A 19,222-nucleotide genomic window follows, 5' to 3' on the forward strand; every position below is an offset into this window, starting at 1 on the left:
AAGTGCAGGGTAATACTCTCGGTTCTTGCGTCTATTGCCCCGTAGCCAAGTGGTAAGGCATCTGACTCTGACTCAGACATTCGTTGGTTCGAATCCATCCGGGGCAGCCAAACCAAGAAGTAACCGATAGCAAGAGCAAAACTCGGCTTTATCCCCTCTAAAGCAGCATATATCACCTGAAACATTGAACAGGCTAAAGGCACTAAATCCGCCATCTAAGCATCCAATCCTCAACCAATCTAGCCTTGCTTCCACTTGGGTCAGCACTATAAGGAAACAACAAAGGCACTCGTCTTATCTTGAGTTCAGAATTTATAGCTAGCATTTCAATGCGATACCATGGAGTGTCGCTGGAATTCGCTACGCGTCTCACTAAAGGGAGGCGCAGCCTAAGAATAGTCTGCATGAGTATTCGCAAACCCTTAATTCATGCTCCCTCCACCCAAGTCACTTACCCCCAAAGCCCAAGAATACACCATGATTTTTTCATGAAGGACTAGCGAAGAATAATTGAACATTTCAACCTAATACCCTCCCCCGATCTGTAATCGGAGTGCATAGCACCCTTCAGGTACCAACAACGGATCGTGTTGACTGAGATGACGCATAGAATGGCGGCTAATCGCTCGCTGTCGATGGCGCACCGAATTACTTCAGTTTGGCATCGGCACGCAGTGCTTCGGCCTTATCGATCTTCTCCCAAGAGAAAGCAGTAGCGGCGACACGTTCACCGATGCTGTTGGTGTAAGTAAACTCCTTCGGCTTACGTCCGAAATGACCGTAACTAGCACTCGTTTGATATATAGGATGAATGAGATCAAGCATTTTAATGATACCATAGGGGCGGAGATCAAAATGCTGACGGATTAATTTCTCAATTCTCTCATCGGGTATCTTACCAGTGCCAAAAGTAGTCACCGAGATCGATATAGGCTCAGCCACGCCGATTGCATAGGACACTTGCACTTCGCAGCGATCGGCTAGACCTGCAGCAACTACGTTTTTAGCAACATAACGCACAGCATAAGCAGCGGAACGATCAACCTTAGACGGATCCTTTCCAGAGAAAGCACCTCCGCCATGGCGAGCCGAACCACCATAAGTGTCAACAATTATCTTGCGGCCAGTCAGGCCACAGTCGCCCACTGGACCACCAATCACAAATTTACCAGTCGGATTAATGTGGAATTTGGTGCCTTTGTGCAACCACTTGGAGGGCAACACCGGCTTGAGGATTTCCTCATGCACTGCTTCAACAAGATCCTGCTGTTTGATACCAGGATCGTGCTGGGTTGATAGTACCACCGCATCAATCGCACTCGCAACGCCATCCTCATAACGCAGAGTAACCTGGGACTTAGCATCCGGGCGTAACCATGGCAACGGCGAGTTGTTTTTTTTACGAATTTTCGCTTGCTGCTCAACTAACCGGTGTGATATGTGAATTGCTGCTGGCATGTAGCCATCAGTTTCGTTAGTGGCATATCCGAACATCAAGCCCTGATCACCAGCTCCCTGTTCCTCAGCCTTTTTACGGTCCACACCCTGGTTGATATCTGGAGACTGCTTGCCGATTAAGTTCAATACGCCACAAGTAGCGCCATCGAAACCAACATCGGAACTATCATAGCCAATGTCTACGATCACTTTACGGGTTAACGCTTCCAGATCAATCCAGGCACTGGTGGTAATTTCACCAGCAATGATCGCCACACCAGTCTTAACCATTGTCTCACAAGCAACACGGGCACGCGGATCCTGAACCAAGATAGCATCCAATACGGCGTCAGAAATCTGGTCGGCAACCTTATCCGGATGGCCTTCCGAAACCGACTCGGATGTAAAGAGGTAACTGGACATCAGGTTTATATCCCTTAATTCGAATGAAAAAATAAGTAAGCATGTATGATACGCCCAATGTGACCAATCTGTATTGCTCACTTGAATCAAGCATCTTGCGGTCTACGATCTAAATCACGTACGAGAACAAAACAGCGAGTGAACCTGATACAACGGTGAGAGTATTTTACCTTGATTTTACCTCTTTAAAGCCACACGACATGCTCACTAAGCGGTAAGTGAGTATACCTGGGTCAGATCAAGGTGATAGAAAGCTTGAGATTCAGACTAAAACGACGTTCCAACAGCGTTATCTTATGCACTGGACAATCACATATCATCTTTTAAATCTGCATTGTGATCCAACCAAGAGGAGAAAGGCAGTTCCATAACAATCGAATCATCGATTTTCAACCCTTCTATGTATTGATGATAGTTGATTTATTCTACCTGTTGGATACAACAATACAAACTAGAAAGAGTACTTACATCACAGTAACAAGTCATGATTTACTCACGTAGTTGTAAACGTACCAAGAAAATGACCTAGCTCAAAGAAGCTCGATCTAAATGCCGACACCATTAACATTATTTAACACCTTTTACAACTTCCACATAATACCCCATAATCAAACAGTGCATCAGCTGAAATGGACACATTTATATGAAAAAAAGGATACGATGCAAATAAACTGATAAGATCTCACGGACGTTAACACAAGGGAAAGCATCACTTTATATCACTAGATATTCATCTGACTCTATCAATCATTGCTGCCCCATCGTCTCGATATAGTTTCCCTCATTTACCAAACCAAGCAATATTCTGGCCGCTCATAGTACGTCCACTTAGATACTTACGCGCGATATGGATACTACGTGACTCACCACAGAATACGTACGGTAACTCTAGGTAACTCAGCAAACTATCGCATACACCAGTTGGCTTGAACAACAACCATGCTCACCCACTACTCCTCATATTCATACTGCAAACACTTGCGACTTGTCAGCACCAAACCACCTTAATCATTACACGCCTTAATTTAGTGAAATAATTCAGTATTGATGATATCAACGCTCTGCGGATTGTTAAAAATTGCAGCGCACAGCATGAATCAATTACCGCAGCTTAACATTTTTGATATATGCACTAATTTAGGAAGATGAAGAATGCGCCAATATCGTCTATGCAAGTTCACCCTTGCATGTATTCCAGAAGCGCAAATTAGAGATGCTCGTTTCCTACATAACAAAATCAGCGCACAATCAAATGCACAATATGCTAAAACAATAACGCTTTTATAGCAATTTACTGAAGACATATTTTTGAATGTTAATAAGATTGAAAAAATTGAAGTAAGAAGATACCTCTTAAAAGTAACATACAGTACCAACTCCTCGAAAAGACTTGAAAGATTCTAATCTCGTTATCAGGTTATAATTATTTTATGTTCAACCAATAGATACTACTTTATCTCTTGTTTTTATGAAAAAACAGTAAAAGACTTTCAATTAACTAAAGAAGCAGATTCTCTAAAGCACCTCTACAATAATCAGATCATCTTCAGATAGAAAGAATCTTTTTTTTTTCATAACAAAACCACGATAGATCTTTTGAAACTGTCGATCTACTGATCTACTCCTCTTCTTATCTTTATCGTGATAAGAACGCGAAATCTGATGCACATGACACAAACTAATAATTCTGATCGTGCTTGCACAAGAAAAATACTTTAACGAATTACTATCATTTCAAGGCCATGAAACAATGCTGCCAATGAACTCAAAATCCAATGTCAACTTTCCACTTACTTCGATGAGTATAGAACTGCTCATCTTAGCCAAGCATCTCAGCAGTGAACATTTTAAGACCTGCTCCACTACAATTGATAAAGTAGTTATTATTATTCTAATGAAATTCTGTCATTACATCACAGACATAAGAGTGCTAGGACATGCGAATAAGCCCCTAGTCTCTAAAACATTTACAATCAGGAATAAAAAAAGATGTGAAGCACTTGGAATTGCACTTATCAACAAAATCTTGATATAGAGTGCATTGGATATACAAGAAAATTCTCCCTCAGACGTTTGATCTCCTAAAATATGTTTCCTTTCATGATATTAAGAATACTAATCTGAGTAAATAAATTTTCTGAGTTATGAATATCGTTGCAAAGTTAATGAACGAGATCAATGCCAAAGATGAGGATAACCTCAACACAAGAAAGAGTAGATAGAATTTTCATAAAGATAAACAAAGACATCTTCATTAAAATATTGATCGAGCCAGAAGATCGAATGTCAATTTCAATGATTTTTCTTTAAAATAAAAATAATAACATTGCTCACACAATCTTGAAATCTAAAATTTAGAAATATTATCTTCAAATAACTTCTTACAGCCTTTCTACATAATTACTTTCTTCAAGAGGCTCACTATCTCCGAGTTTTTTCACAAAGAAATAACTCATATCAAGATGGAAATACTTTTCACATTTTTTGTTCAGCTCTAAGGTTGCTTCCAAAATAATATCCAACATAATCAAAGGAGATTCTGAAAGAATCATGTTTGAATCGATGATCAAAATACTGGCCAACAGTAGCAAAATCATCAACTAGCATCAACCGAAATTCGTCCCGATTGAACCAAGCTGACAAGTGTTTGAAAATAAGCTGGAAGATACGTTTACAGTATTCAATATTTGGCTATACGGCACTGTTCAATCAGATTAAATCTTTTGCTATCAACCAACATCTGTCCATTAGTCTTCTTAGATGTTCGCTTTTCATATATTCTTCAACCACTCTAATTGCTTGAAAAAGAATTCGACACCAGCATACTTGCATTAGTAGTGCATATCCCACAGCAACTGCAATTTCATCGAACAAGCTTTTAGAATCAGAGTTTCCACCAACAATCCCTAGTAAATATCCTCAAAATATAGATCCCCAAGATTTTGCAGAAAAAGATCAACAAAAAAGAAGCAAACGGAAGGATCGGATCGCATGTAGTATATAAATGCGTATTATACCGTGCTTGTGGTTTTCAACAAAAATATCGATCAAAATTTTTATAGAGACATTAATTTTTTAAAAAAACTACCAACCATTCCAACCACTTCATCGATACATGAAACGTATGTTATAGACAACGGTGAATAACATTGAATACTTCTTCGATGTAATTATGTGGAATCTGCCTGTGAAATAAATCAGACTTCGATCTGACAAAATACATGACATGGTTCTTTTTTCTGTTTATCGATTGTACTTAGATCAGTGAATGAACAATGTAAAGGGACTGATGACTCTCCCTTTGGATATCAAAATTCTTCAGCATATGAGGAAATTCAAAATAATGATCGATCATGCTGCGCACCAATGCCGTGATTATCTCCATATACATCGGAGCAAAACCAATGATTACATAGTCCACCGTGGAATCAATCAAGTGGGACTTTTCGGTAAAAAACTTACAAATCATCTTCATCAAAATGATACACACGTGGTTAACACAAATCAGGTATTTCTCGGAAATTTTCAATCGTAATTTCACACGTATGGTGCAATTTGAGACATCCAAGATTTTCATGTAACAATCAACATAAAAAAACGTTACCGGCAAGAATGTCAAAAAAACCGTTATAGTCCCGGAGGTAGTATCACCATAAAACAAGCTCCACCCAGTTCCTCCGAACGAGTCACCTGTAATTCACCGCGATAACCCTTGACTAAGTCCTGGACGATTGACAACCCGATACCATGGCCGTGTACGCGTTCATCGCCACGTACACCACGCTGCAGGATCTTGCTAACCTCTTCAAGCGGAATGCCAGGGCCATCATCCTCAACCGACAACACCAAGCCGGGACGACGGGTACCAACTTGTTGACCTGGGCTAGCAGTTAATAACACATGGGATAGGGCCCACTTGAAGGCATTCTCCAGAAGATTTCCCAGCAGTTCTTGCAAATCACCAGGCTCACCATAGAAACAAGCATGAGGGTCAATCTCAAACTCACATAACACGCCCTTAGCAGCGTAAACCTTCTCCAATCCACGTACGATCTCTTCAGCTGTGGAATTGATCAATACCGGCGCAGAAAAAAGCTTGTGGCCACTAGAAGCAGCACGCGCAAGCTGGTAGGAAACCAGATTATTCATGCGTCGTAGCTGTACGTCCAATTCCTCACACAATTCCTTCTCACTGACACCGTTATCCAGCTGGGTGCGTAGCACAGCAAGTGGCGTTTTCAGACTATGCGCCAGATCAGCCAAAGTGTTGCGTTGACGATCTAAATTCTCACGTTCGCTCTCAATGAAAGCGTTGATACTCTGGGTAAGTGGTTCCAGCTCGGGCGGATGCTGCTCACTCATCCTCTGCGCCTGACCGCGTTGGACTTTAGCCAACTCGTTAATTACGTGCCTGATTGGACGCAAACTCCACTGCAAAATAAAGGCTTGTAGCAACAGTAGTACGATGCCAGCGCTACCAAGATAGAACCAGACAGCAGTGCGAAATACGCGTAACTGCGCCCCTAATGCCGCCTCATCTTCCATCACATAAATCGTGTAGGGGAACTCGTCGTTGGGATTGCCAGTACCACTCCAGATCAATCCCATACCGTAGCGATACACGCGCCCAGGCCTGCCATCAACCTGGGTCATCTCGAACGGCCCTTCGAAGACCTCCTGACGAGCGGCAAGCAATGGACCTGTCGAAGGGAGAAGCGGCCCCTCAGATGACAACGAACGCCAGCGATTGTCACGCCAGATCACTTCGGAATACAGCCCCCCACCTGGTACATCAAAGTGTGGGTCCGGTGGCGGACGGTCACTACTAATATATAATGAGCCATCACGCAAAAATTCAACGCTGCTGACATATGCTGTAGCATAGGTTTTCAACCGTTCACGCAAATTCTTTTCAGCTGTATCTGCGAAAGCAACATCCAGCGCATAACCAGCCAACGCCAGGAAAGCGATCAAACTGAAACTAGCAGCAAGCAGCTGGCGCGCCTGAAGTGAACGTGGCTGTAACCTATCCAACCCCCGCAGACGCAACAACAGGCGCCCTTTTCCGATTTCCATCGTGCACAGCAGATCTTAGCCTTCGTTGCGCGAAATTGCGAAACGGTAGCCGCGGCCGCGTACCGTCTCAATTGGCTTCAGCTCACCACCTGGATCCAGCTTCTTCCGCAGGCGACCGATAAACACCTCCAACACATTTGAATCACGATCAAAATCCTGCTGGTAAATATGCTCGGTCAAATCAGCCTTGGAAACTAACTCACCAGCATGCACCATCAGGTATTCAAGCACCTTGTACTCATAACTGGTAAGATCGACATTGGTACCGTTAACACTCACCGTCTGCGCAGCAAGGTCAAGCGCAACCGAACCGCATTCCAAGGTTGGCTTACTCCAACCAGCAGCCCTACGCAACAACGCATTGACACGCGCCAGCAATTCCTCAACATGGAACGGCTTAACCAAGTAATCATCAGCCCCGTGCTTCAGTCCCTCAACCTTGCTCTGCCAACTAGAGCGCGCCGTCAAGATTAACACTGGGAACTTCTTACCCTCGTCACGTAAAGCCTTGACAAGATCCATACCAGACATCTTCGGCAAACCCAAGTCAATAATACCAACATCGAATGGCACCTCACGGCCCATGTAGATGCCTTCTTCACCATCCTGGGCGGCATCGACCGCGAACCCTTCACGTTTCAAACGCGCAGCTAACGTCTCACGCAATGGGGCCTCATCTTCGACCAAAAGGATACGCATGAACTCTCCCTAGTTTCGTTAGTGGCCTGGAGGCCGTGGGAATGTAAATACACTCAAAAAACTATAATCAGGCGATCAAATCTATCGCATTCAAAGGTTATCGGCACGTGGCGGTAATCCGTTTGTCTCAACGTCCATGTGTGACGAGCGTGGCAACTCACACGCCGGTAACGACTCGCCCATATAACACACAGCTACCCGACCATCATTATTCATATATTTGATTCGTTGAATATAACGCCCCCCAAACTGCACCTGCTCTGCCCCAAGAATCTGCCCACCGGTGGTTCTCTGCACCTGCCTGATCGCGTCTGACAGGGTGTTATTTTTGCTACCATTGCGCGGAAGCAACCCGTGGCTATCCGGATGGCTACTTGGATCCTGCGCCCAGACCGGGTATGCAACCCAGCTAGCCATAACAACGACTATGACAAGGCAGCAATAGCGGAAAAAAAGCTTCATGGCCTGGGATCCTAACAAATGCTTTTGGACCATTCAGAAAAGACACAAAAATCACCCTAAAACAAAGCAAATTATTGATTTTTAATGGTGAATCATATCTGAACTTTCCAAAAGCGATCTAAGTGCGCTCATAATTATGAACAAAACATTTTTTCTCTTGAACTTAATGCCCTTGCATCTCAAACCTTACATATCTTGAGTGCAACAGAAGCACCCAATCAAACTACTTCAAAATATGTTTCTTCGTCCTCAGTCATTGATAGTGCCTGCTCCACCAATGACCAGCTAGCATCCAACCGTTGCGCACCTTCGGTGAGCACTTGGCGGAATACACGCCCCCCCGGTTGACCGTGGAATAGGCCAAGTAGATGGCGAGCAATGTGCCTGAACATCAAACCCTGGTCCAGCCATGCCTCAACATAGGGTCGCAACGCACGCAACAGCCCCTTACGCGGACGTTGCGGCGCACTAGATAGGACACAATCCAATTGGTGCAAAATGTAAGGATCGTGATAAGCGGCCCGGCCAAGCATCACACCATCGACCATAGCCAGATGACCCAATCCAGCCTCAACCGAGGCAATGCCACCATTCAGCACTATTGCCAATCCCGGACACTCACGCTTCAAACGGTAAACCCAATCGTAACGTAACGGTGGTATTTCGCGGTTCTCCTTAGGTGAAAGGCCCTGCAACCAAGCATTGCGTGCATGTACCAAGATCATGCTACTACCCGCCATGCTCACACAATCGACGAACGCGGCAAAACGTTCGTAATCGTCATCCTCATTCACTCCGAGCCGACATTTGACTGTGACCGGAACTGAAACTGCTGCTGCCATCGTTGCCACACAATCGGCAACTAACTCAGGCTTACGCATCAAACAGGCACCAAAACACCCAGCCTGAACCCGATCGGAAGGACAACCACAGTTGAGATTGATCTCGTTGTACCCCCAGTCCATGGCGATACGCGCAGCTTTTGCCAGCAATGTCGGCTCACTACCCCCCAACTGCAAGGCAACCGGCTGCTCAAACGACGCAAAGTCCAATAGCCGCTCACGGTCACCATAAATCACTGCTTTGGCATGCACCATCTCTGTGTACAACCGGGCTGACGGTGCCAATACTCGATGGAAGGTGCGGCAATAGCGGTCAGTCCAATTCATCATCGGAGCAACAGATAGACGAATATTATTATTTCTCAATGAACTATCTACCATACTCATAAATCAGCCCCGGAATTCTCTCAAACGAAGCTATTTTTTTTCCTTAAAAAACGTTCCCACAAAGTCGTACCAATATTGCACTAAGCCAAAGTGGCAGACCAGCATGGCAACAACAGAGCAACACAGGAAAATAATAGCGTTTAAAAGCTATTCTACAACGTCGAAAACGTTGAATGGATCACGTGAAAACCTCACCACACTCGGCGAAAGCTTCCGAAGACGCACTGCGTGCAGGACAACACACATGATAGCAACCCGATAGCCACCTAGATTGAAGAAATGCAGAGGTTCAAGGTTACATCGGGAAACAACAAAATCAACAACCTGAAACGCCAGGATATCAAGAAATCGAGACACTAACAGATCAGAACATCATGAGTCATCTAATCAACTGCAACTCAAATTTAACAATACTCATGGAAATGTACTCCATAGATTAAAGTGCTCGTCGCTATGCGATCATTTTCGAACATCCCTTGCCAAACATGGCGACCTTAGCGCATTCCACACCACACCTCACATAGCACCATCACCAAACCACATAGAGCAACACCCGACAAACTCAAAGCGCTAGAGCGATTCAAGTTCGACGCGTGACTCCTTAATATATTCCCTGATATCGCATTACCATAGACTCGACCATGCAGATGAAATAAATAATCGACCTTCACTCAGCAGTAATACGCCCCCAGAAAGCGAACCTATGCCACTGGCCGCACAGTCCAAAAAATCCCAGAAAGAAAGTAACGAAAGGATCAAGAGAAATCACCTACATTTATATGCCCACTACCATAGTTACGTAATGTTGTTTAATTTAAAAAGCAAGACAGACAACATCGGTACTGCATTAAATACCACGACTTGTGACACGAAGGAACATCAGGCTTGTTCGAACAGGTTTAAGCACACCATCACTACTGGGAGCACACCGCCAGGAAATCGCTCAAACGTTACAACGACTTGGAACCAACGTCTCTCCACCCAAACGCTACGCCAGTTTGGAATTCTGGAGTCTGCCTAAAATGATCATTAGCCGTCAGTTCGATTCAGCCCGGATAGGAACTACTCATTTATCTATGTAACTCAAAATAGAATGTGCACAATGATCTCTTTTCTTAACGGGAATATAATAGCCTTCTTGTCAAACAACGTAAAAATTTCAGTACCCAACCATCCGTCCTCACGTCGATGATGCTTCGACAAAAGTCCATTCACCTTCAAGAGGGAGGAACTTACTATCAGCTTAATCGCCGGACGATTCTTGATAACATTTCACAGATTAATGAGTACCCAGTTATCAGGAGGAATTGCTCTTTGTCAAAGCACATAGATTCGACGCAGCTTTCATACCAACTTACACAAGCATTGCATGAAAATTACAATCAATGAGGCTTATTTTAGAATTTCCTCAACAATACCAGCCTGCTTGAGATCGTTCAGAACGACAGCTAAAACAGGGAGATTTTTATCAACATTGACTGTCATTGTTTACCTGTCGCCTGAGAATGCTGCTGCTATATTCATTTCTACAATCTTAGTGATTTCCTCTTTTTTCCAAAAAGTAAACTCATAAAATTATCAATAGTTACGCTCGCCCATACCCAAAAACCTACCACAGAAGAGCTTAGGAGCTTGTCAAAATCACACATCAACGTAAGACCAATATATAGACCTATTCTTTAGCTGCAACTGTAAAAATACAATACCCACCTTCGTAATCTTATTACTTAATAAATTAATAATAAAATTCACTATCAATACTTGACCATAAGAAAAAAACTCCATGAAGGATAACTGAACATTAATCATAAATCCAAATTGAAATAAATTCATATTAAAAATGGATGAAGGTTAAAAAATATTCTTTCACTCCAGGATCACTTTTTTTCTTGTTACTTCTAAGCCTGTTTATTGCTTTCACATAAAAATTAGTAAATATGTCCATTATTTACTTAATGCAAATAACAATACATACAATGAAAACTATTACTTCGCACTTAAGTCCATCTGTTGTACCAATACAGTGCTACTCAAACGCTACACAGGCTAGACAGCCAATGGCATCGTATCAACCATTCTGGAACGGAGAAATAAACATCAAGAAAGGATTCACGCAATCGCATTTAGGAATACCGTGGAAATCTTGGATGCCACATTAAATCCAGATCTTTCTTCCTATGTCTTTGACTCAATCGACCATGTCTTGATGTCTTGAATAATGTGACACTGACACTTACTCACCTCGGTAAACACTCTCCTTGCCACTTCCTATTAAACACCTGGCAGGCTTAAAGCCTTAAGTGAGTCATGCCAAGTTCGTCAGTCAGATCGATTTGTTATCCAACGGTTCTCTTTTTTAGTCTTACGAGGTATGGTTGCAGAGTTTCAAAGTTCTGCAATTTAAGTCTTTTTTAGCTGGCACCGTACTTTCTTGAAATTCTCCAGAAATTTTAATTAAAGCACATCAACTATGAAAATAATTCAGATTATGCAATCCAATTTTTTCTCTTGTGATTAGTAGTTATTGAACAATTTTAGGACGAACATTTAATTAATTTTTTAATTAGACCGACCCCAATTCATCGAAAACCAGCAGATGAGTTGCACCCTTCGTCTGAATTGCAAACACCGCTAGAACCGCCAGACTCCTAGCGACATTCACATACTCGCTAATCTTCGTTCAAAAACACATTGATTTCATAGTCAACATTTCAACTGCAGAAAATATAAAAAATTTTCAACCACACCTATCAAAATGACGCATGACTGGCTCGAGCTTTTATCATTCGGGGCATCCTTGAAACTTATGTCGATAAATATACTACCATTTTACATTTAGATTTATAATATTGAATTTGACGTTTGGGAACACTCGCCACTTAATGATCTCTTGCCAAGCACATTAAAATTTCTTCCTCCAAATTCAGGCATGCTCTTTGGGTAATATGACTACTGAAAGTGGAATAGCGAAGATGATGTTCATTCTATAAGAATCCCAGCACTACATTGGCCTCAGTGATAATGGATTCATCAAATGCAATGAACGACCTAGACGGTGATTACCTCGTGCTATTCGTATACTCAGAAGAAGAAAATCTAAGCAAACTCTAAAATGTCGCCTACCCTCGGAAGCAGTTAACTCGCATCCTGATGTGGCAAATACGATCTGTAGAACACACCCCAGCTTCAGTCAATCTGACTAATAAAAAGCGGCGCCCCTTGCGGGACGCCACTCTGAAAAACACACCATATTCAGACACTTAATGCTACTGGCAATAACAGTCGTTAAATCATTGTAGAAGCATCCGACCGCTAAAAGAACATACGCAAACCAATCGTATAGTTACGGCCGGCCAACATCACATCGTCCTTTAGGAAGGAAGTATGAACACGGGCATCGCTGTTGGTGAGATTGTTACCATCGAAGAACACTTCCCACGCAGTGCTGTCAACATCAATGTGGTAGGCCAAATGTGCGTCTACCATGGTATATCCTGCGGTTGGGGTCTCGTTGACAGCGACTTTGTTCTGCTTTTCATAGCGCTTAACACCCAACGATGTGCGCCAACCACCGTCCTCCCAGCGCAGATCCGCCCCGTAGCGCATTGGAACGATACGCGGCAGATTACCTCCATCTTTCAAGCGACCACGAACCCCATCGCCAAACACACGTAGGTCCCAAGCCCCACTCGCATTGTTAGCCAAGTGGAAGGTGGCCTCACCTTCAATGCCACGGAAAATCGCATTAGCTTGCGACCACTGACGGATCGGCAAGTCACGCTGCTCCTCATCCCAAAACCAAGTAGTACCAGTATCGACTAAGTAGATGAAGTTGTCATAGCGGCTGTAGTAGGTCGAGATTTTGGCATCACTCCAATCGTTACGGAACACTAGCCCCAACTCAGCTTGGTTAGCCTTTTCCTTCTTCAGATCGGCACGACCGACTTCATAAGCAAGAGTGGCAATGTGCGGACCATTCGCAAACAGTTCCTCCTCAACTGGAGCACGCTCGGCATGATCAATGTTCAAGGTCAGCCGCCATTGCTTACCGAGTGCGAAATCACTACTGAACGACAGGCTTCCCGGATGATAGGTCTGAGTGATGCCATTATCGGTATCGTATTTAACCTGCTCACCACGCGCACCGAATTCTGCTTGAAACGCCCCCCAAGTGTTGCGCGCTAATCCGAACACACCCATCGATTGGTTCTTAGTCTTTGGTACAAACGACTCTTCGCCAACCGCCTGGAAAGTGGAATCGCCCCCTTGCATACCAAATGCAGTCCGCCAACCACCACCAAACAAAAAGGAAGCCTCAATCCGTCCCTCTGTGGCACGCTTGGCAAATGTAGTGCCAACATTATTTCCCTCAAACTCGATGTGGTCATATTGGGTGTGGCCTAGACTGAAACGCAGGCCACTGCCCTCACCCCACGGATCAGTCAAACCGGCTTTCAGGTCATAACGATCCTGGTGCAGTTGCAACCAAGTACCGCGGTCACCTGCAGTAGGATCACCAGGTTCACCTGGATTACCGTAACTGTCATGAAAACGCGCAGCTGACAGACCAAAGAAACCCCAGCCACCGCTCAACGAAGCACCAACCGAGCCAGATTTGGTGTCGATGTACGAGTTAACCTGTCGCCCTTTCGGCGTGTCATAGTCCTTCTGGTTACGGTAAACACCGTCCGCATGGACCGAAAGAGCACTACCATTGCCAGCATCGATGCGGAACATGTCGGTATTACCATTTTTGTCGCCACCGTCAAAACGCACCTCAGCACGTCCGTTGAAACCTCTCATGGGCGTTTCAGCGATACGTCCATCGACTATATTGACTACGCCACCAATCGCGCCTGAGCCATATAGTAAGGTGGATGGGCCTTTTAACACTTCGATCTGATTAGCTAAAAACGGCTCGACCGCTGGCGAGTGATCCTGGCTGACCGTAGACACGTCCTGAGAGGATAAACCGTCATTGAGAATGGCAACACGCGGACCATCCAGACCACGGATGATAGGGCGGCCCACACCAGGGCCAAAATTAGAGCTCTGCACACCAGGCAAGCTGGCAACAGTTTCCCCAAGGCTACTGGTACGTACTTCATCCAACCTCTCGCCAGTCAGTAGTGCAACCGGGCGGTTCAGGTCGCTAAAAGCATCACGCAACGGACTAGCCGTAACGATTACTGCGTCCAGGTCCTTGAGGTGACGACCGATTTCAGTTGTTTTGGCGTGACGTGAATCAGTGGGTGGCGGCACAACGTCAGCCATGGCCAACACTGGAACGAAAAGTAAACTGGAGACAGTCAGAAAAAGAACGGTGCGAGGTGAAATACTGAGATGAGGGACAAACATATTAAATCCGTACAGTTATGAAGTACCAGTAATGACGTTCTATGATTGATTGAAGAGATGAATCTAAAGTTGAAAGATTGTAATACCATAGCGAGCCTAGCAAGAAATATTATATCATTACCAATTCTTTATAGCTTATTGAAGAATATGAAAGTCATGCTAGGACGCACATTTCGTCATCGACTCGATCACTTCGGTGCAACCGGCTCGCTGCTGTGCGCAGTACACTGCGCAGTGCTGCCGCTGTTGCTAGTCATCGCCCCGACCTCTGGGCTCCTGTTATGGTTTGGAGACGAGGTTGAACAGATGATCGTACTATCGGTAACCTTACTTGGTCTGTTCAGCTTAGTACTCAGTTACTTCCAGCACCGCGCTTGGCACGCACTTGGCATTTTGTTGCCTGGGCTAACGCTATTATGGTTGGGCTTACTATACAAACCACTACACTATGCACCGACTATACATGCTGTGACGATGGCTATCGGCGGAACCCTGATCGGCATCGCGCACGCGGTAAACCTACACCTGAATCATAGTTATATTGATAACACTTGCTCAGAACACTAAAAGCATGGGTGCCATACTCGGACAGATACCCGAGCAAGCGCCATCATGATATATTTGTACCCTTAAGCGAAACTCCCTATTAGCTATTAGTAGCAAGCTGTTTCGCGACCTTCCGCTCTACCAGGAGTTAATAAAATGGGTAAAGGTGACCGCAAAACCACCAAGGGCAAGCGCTATAACGCCAGCTACGGGAATTCTCGTCCGCATAGTACAAGCAGGGTATCGGTAGACACAGCGGCATCTGTCTCCGACAAGCGTCTCTCTAAAACGCCATCCCCCAAGGCCGTTATTAAGAAAACAGTTGCCAAAGTCAGCTGACTTGATATGAGCTTGACCGCAGTAAAAACACACTGATTGCCTAGCAATACCTCCAATCCAGTTTGCTAGAGCTAGTTGCTTCCTCGCCTTCGACCCCACATTTTCTTTTCTGGAAATATGGAATAGCGGTTTGCTCCCAGTGAATCGTCTTGGCGGATCAGCGCTGATGGCCTCGACCTCCTTAGCGTTGTAGATGTACTTAATCAAAGTGCCTTTTGTCCTAGAACAGCGTGCCTTAAAGATTTAAATTTGATTGGATCTAATGAAAGGATTGTCTTTAAAAACGGTGTTAAGGCACATAACCAAAGGCGATTCTGCTCCGCACGTCGGATCAAACCGACCTTGTGCCATCCTCAGAATTAATGGAATGGCCGAATTCCTTTCTCTACCAAGCCGAAGAAGGGGCTATGGATCTGGCTATATCCACAGATAAGCGCCTTCATTGATATCGTTGGACTCATTGAACGGATACACCACATCTACCAAATGACTGCCGTAGTTGATCTAACCGTCGACCTTCGTCTGAACACCCAGACACAGTACACTGACTTGCGATACAAACCTAACTCAACACCATGCAACATCTTTAACAAACATTGAAGGGTTACAGTGACTCAGCAACACCATTTACAGCACAAATAGCCCAAAAACATACCTCTGTCCGCGCACCAGCCGCGCAGATTCCGCCCGATCAATGTAACCCAGCACTGTCAACAATCGGTAAAAGTTATTTTGGTTGAAATAACCACACTCTTTGGGCATCCATACACGGCAACACTAGCTATCTCCAAGTAAACAGCTTCACAGCTTGCCGAATACCAATTGCCCTCGATCGACACTCACCTGCACAGTATCACCACTGACGAACTGTCCAGCCAAGATCTGCTTCGCCAAGGGATTCTCCAACTGAGATTGGATCGCTCGCTTAAGCGGACGCGCCCCATATACCGGATCAAATCCGACATTACCAAGCAATTCTAATGCGCAGTCATCCAGCTCTAGTTTTAACTCAGATTCGGCGAGACGCTTCTCAAGACCTCGTAGCTGGATTCGCGCAATCTGCTTGATCTGTGCCTTATCCAATGGGTGGAACACGACAATATCATCCAACCGGTTAATGAACTCCGGACGGAAATGTGCCTGCACCACCCCCATCACCGCCGCCTTCATTTGCGTATACACCTCCGGAGAATCGTCTCCACTCAGCTCTTGGATATGATGCGAACCAAGGTTCGATGTCATCACAATGACGGTATTGCGAAAATCCACAGTACGGCCCTGACCATCAGTCAAACGGCCGTCATCAAGTACTTGCAACAGGATATTGAAGACATCGCCATGCGCCTTCTCCACCTCATCCAGAAGAATCAGAGAGTAAGGCCGGCGCCGCACCAACTCGGTGAGATAACCTCCTTCCTCATAACCGACATAGCCCGGAGGCGCACCAATCAGGCGCGCTACAGAGTGCTTTTCCATAAACTCACTCATATCAATGCGGACCATTGCATCGTGGCTATCGAACAAAAATTCAGCCAACGCTTTACATAACTCGGTCTTACCAACACCTGTCGGACCAAGAAAAAGGAACGAGCCAATCGGTCGATTCGGGTCAGATAGACCAGTACGCGAACGACGCACCGCATCCGACACAACCTTGATCGCATCCTCCTGGCCAATCACACGTCGGCGCAGATCATCTTCCATACGCAGCAACTTGTCGCGCTCACCCTCAATCATCCTGTTAACCGGGATACCAGTCCAGCGGCTGACAACCTCGGCAATCTCCTCAGCAGTCACTTTCTCCTGCACCAGGGTGAAATCGTGCTGTTCAGCCTGACTGGCTGCAACCAACTGCTTCTCCAGCGCTGGGAGTACACCGTACTGGATCTCGCTCATCTTGGCGTAGTCCTGACGGCGCTGCGCGGCTTCCAGATCAAGCTTGGCCTGCTCGATCGTCTCCTTGATCCTGGTTGCCCCCTGTAGCGCTGCCTTTTCCGATCTCCACACCTCCTCCAAATCAGAAAACTCACGCTCCAGCACCGCAATATCACGCTCAAGATCGGCTAAACGCTGCTTGCTCGCCTCATCCTTCTCTTTTTTTAGCATCTCCCGCTGAATCTTCAACTGAATCAACCGACGCTCCAGACGGTCAAGTTCTTCCGGCTTGGAGTCAATCTCCATACGAATACGACTGGCCGCCTCATCCATCAAATCGATCGCCTTGTCTGGTAACTGACGATCAGTGATGTAGCGGTTGGACAACGTCGCCGCGGCAACGATCGCCGGATCAGTGATTTCCACACCGTGATGCAACGCGTACTTCTCCTTAAGTCCACGAAGAATTGCGATGGTATCCTCCACCGTCGGCTCACCAACAAACACCTTCTGGAAACGGCGTTCCAACGCAGCATCCTTCTCGATGTACTTGCGGTACTCATCCAACGTGGTCGCACCGATACAATGCAACTCCCCACGTGCCAACGCCGGCTTGAGCATGTTGCCAGCATCCATCGCACCATCGGCTTTGCCCGCCCCGACCATGGTATGCAACTCGTCAATGAACAAAATGACCTGCCCTTCATTCTTAGCAAGATCGTTAAGCACCGCCTTTAAACGCTCCTCGAACTCACCACGAAACTTGGCCCCGGCAATCAACGCGCCCAAATCCAGAGAGAGCAGACGCTTACTACGCAGCCCTTCCGGAACCTCACCATTGACGATACGTTGGGCCAGACCTTCTACGATCGCCGTTTTGCCCACACCCGGCTCACCCATCAGCACAGGATTATTTTTGGTACGCCGCTGCAATACCTGTATCGTGCGACGGATCTCTTCATCGCGGCCAATCACCGGATCCAGCTTGCCACTCTCAGCTCGCGCCGTCAGATCAATGGTGTACTTTTCCAACGCTTGACGCTGCTCCTCGGCGTTCTCGGTCTGTACAGTTTCGCCACCACGCAATTTACCGATCGCAGCCTCGATCTTCTTCTTTTCGGCACCCGCAGCACGCAACGCTTGGCCGAGCGGCCCACTATCATCAGCCGCGGCAAGCACAAACCACTCACTGGCCATAAATTGATCGCCATGCTGCTGCGCTAACTTGTCAGTTCGATCAAACAAACGGCTCAGTTCATTACTGGCCGAGACATTAACCGTCTGACCACTCACCTTCGGCAACGCCTCCAGTACCTCGGTCAATCGCTCACGTAGCAACGGCACGTTGACCCCAGCCTGCGCCAACAACGGACGTGCACTCCCCCCTTGCTGATCAAGCAACGCTAAGAAGACATGCACCGGCTCGATAATAGTATGGTCACGGCCCACGGCCAGCGATTGCGCGTCAGCCAGCGCCTTCTGGAAACGCGAAGTAAGCTTATCCACCCGCATGAAAAGCCTCCGTTAAGAAAGGGACCGGGTATCTACCGGCAACATCCAACAGATGCGGTTTGGCAAGTCACTTTCAAGGACACTATCGATCACCACGTGTGTGTTCGCAATGCGATACAACACCACAACTTGCCAAAACGCTTACTGACAATCTCACCTGGACTGACCCCTTAAGTACGCCCGTCATACTGCAGGATCAAACACAGCCGCAATGAACCACCAACTGAATACTGCCGCCACATAAAGAAAACACACACACCGCCTAG

Annotated in this window: 11 protein-coding genes and 1 tRNA gene; 3 read left to right on the top strand and 9 right to left on the bottom strand. The window is 45.7% G+C overall.

Annotated features, from left to right (window positions below; genetic code table 11):
• The first annotated feature begins 35 nt into the window (after positions 1-35).
• Positions 36-110, top strand: a tRNA-Gln gene (locus tag PLS229_RS09520).
• 538 nt (positions 111-648) lie between these two features.
• On the opposite strand, the gene metK is transcribed toward PLS229_RS09520, so the two are convergent.
• The 8 genes from metK to PLS229_RS09555 form a co-directional block, all read right to left on the bottom strand.
• Entirely contained in the window at positions 649-1,860 is a 1,212-nt protein-coding gene (gene metK / locus PLS229_RS09525) for a methionine adenosyltransferase (protein ID WP_038270548.1), read from the bottom strand.
• Between the two features lie 2,381 nt (positions 1,861-4,241).
• Positions 4,242-4,457 carry a hypothetical protein gene (locus tag PLS229_RS09530; RefSeq protein WP_038270546.1) on the bottom strand — a complete coding sequence of 72 codons (216 nt, stop codon included), beginning with the start codon at positions 4,455-4,457 and terminating at the stop codon, positions 4,242-4,244.
• 530 nt (positions 4,458-4,987) lie between these two features.
• Complete coding sequence (locus tag PLS229_RS12780) at positions 4,988-5,083, bottom strand: hypothetical protein (RefSeq protein WP_425511064.1); 96 nt, start codon at positions 5,081-5,083, stop codon at positions 4,988-4,990.
• Between the two features lie 404 nt (positions 5,084-5,487).
• Complete coding sequence (locus PLS229_RS09535; protein WP_051482260.1) at positions 5,488-6,936, bottom strand: ATP-binding protein; 1,449 nt, start codon at positions 6,934-6,936, stop codon at positions 5,488-5,490.
• A gap of 15 nt (positions 6,937-6,951) precedes the next feature.
• Complete coding sequence (locus tag PLS229_RS09540; protein ID WP_038270544.1) at positions 6,952-7,635, bottom strand: response regulator transcription factor; 684 nt, start codon at positions 7,633-7,635, stop codon at positions 6,952-6,954.
• A gap of 90 nt (positions 7,636-7,725) precedes the next feature.
• Positions 7,726-8,052: a PepSY domain-containing protein gene (locus tag PLS229_RS09545; RefSeq protein ID WP_425511065.1), complete on the bottom strand. Its 327-nt coding sequence runs from the start codon at positions 8,050-8,052 to the stop codon at positions 7,726-7,728.
• A 263-nt stretch (positions 8,053-8,315) separates the two neighbouring features.
• Positions 8,316-9,326, bottom strand: coding sequence for a tRNA dihydrouridine(20/20a) synthase DusA (dusA, locus tag PLS229_RS09550; protein ID WP_038270542.1), 1,011 nt, complete (start codon positions 9,324-9,326; stop codon positions 8,316-8,318).
• Between the two features lie 3,312 nt (positions 9,327-12,638).
• Positions 12,639-14,684 (bottom strand): TonB-dependent receptor, encoded by a 2,046-nt coding sequence (locus PLS229_RS09555; RefSeq protein ID WP_038270540.1) that lies wholly within the window; start codon positions 14,682-14,684, stop codon positions 12,639-12,641.
• 156 nt (positions 14,685-14,840) lie between these two features.
• On the opposite strand from PLS229_RS09555, the gene PLS229_RS09560 reads away from it, so the two are divergent.
• Positions 14,841-15,251 (top strand): MerC domain-containing protein, encoded by a 411-nt coding sequence (locus PLS229_RS09560; RefSeq protein WP_038270578.1) that lies wholly within the window; start codon positions 14,841-14,843, stop codon positions 15,249-15,251.
• Between the two features lie 135 nt (positions 15,252-15,386).
• Positions 15,387-15,569, top strand: a complete 183-nt coding sequence (locus tag PLS229_RS09565) for a 30S ribosomal protein THX (RefSeq protein ID WP_081755402.1) — start codon at positions 15,387-15,389, stop codon at positions 15,567-15,569.
• A gap of 801 nt (positions 15,570-16,370) precedes the next feature.
• Here the strand turns inward: PLS229_RS09565 and clpB are convergent.
• On the bottom strand, positions 16,371-18,956 hold the full coding sequence (gene clpB, locus PLS229_RS09570; protein WP_038270539.1) for an ATP-dependent chaperone ClpB: 2,586 nt from the start codon (positions 18,954-18,956) through the stop codon (positions 16,371-16,373).
• Between the last annotated feature and the right edge of the window lie 266 nt (positions 18,957-19,222).

The organism is Xylella taiwanensis (assembly GCF_013177435.1).
GTDB lineage: Bacteria > Pseudomonadota > Gammaproteobacteria > Xanthomonadales > Xanthomonadaceae > Xylella > Xylella taiwanensis.

What these genes read in the sequence shown, in the direction of transcription:
- metK (WP_038270548.1), bottom strand. Translation starts at nt 1,860, where the DNA reads ATGTCCAGTTACCTCTTTACATCCGAGTCGGTTTCGGAAGGCCATCCG.
- PLS229_RS09530 (WP_038270546.1), bottom strand. Translation starts at nt 4,457, where the DNA reads ATGATTTTGCTACTGTTGGCCAGTATTTTGATCATCGATTCAAACATG.
- PLS229_RS12780 (WP_425511064.1), bottom strand. Translation starts at nt 5,083, where the DNA reads ATGTATTTTGTCAGATCGAAGTCTGATTTATTTCACAGGCAGATTCCA.
- PLS229_RS09535 (WP_051482260.1), bottom strand. Translation starts at nt 6,936, where the DNA reads ATGGAAATCGGAAAAGGGCGCCTGTTGTTGCGTCTGCGGGGGTTGGAT.
- PLS229_RS09540 (WP_038270544.1), bottom strand. Translation starts at nt 7,635, where the DNA reads ATGCGTATCCTTTTGGTCGAAGATGAGGCCCCATTGCGTGAGACGTTA.
- PLS229_RS09545 (WP_425511065.1), bottom strand. Translation starts at nt 8,052, where the DNA reads ATGGCTAGCTGGGTTGCATACCCGGTCTGGGCGCAGGATCCAAGTAGC.
- dusA (WP_038270542.1), bottom strand. Translation starts at nt 9,326, where the DNA reads ATGAGTATGGTAGATAGTTCATTGAGAAATAATAATATTCGTCTATCT.
- PLS229_RS09555 (WP_038270540.1), bottom strand. Translation starts at nt 14,684, where the DNA reads ATGTTTGTCCCTCATCTCAGTATTTCACCTCGCACCGTTCTTTTTCTG.
- PLS229_RS09560 (WP_038270578.1), top strand. Translation starts at nt 14,841, where the DNA reads ATGCTAGGACGCACATTTCGTCATCGACTCGATCACTTCGGTGCAACC.
- PLS229_RS09565 (WP_081755402.1), top strand. Translation starts at nt 15,387, where the DNA reads ATGGGTAAAGGTGACCGCAAAACCACCAAGGGCAAGCGCTATAACGCC.
- clpB (WP_038270539.1), bottom strand. Translation starts at nt 18,956, where the DNA reads ATGCGGGTGGATAAGCTTACTTCGCGTTTCCAGAAGGCGCTGGCTGAC.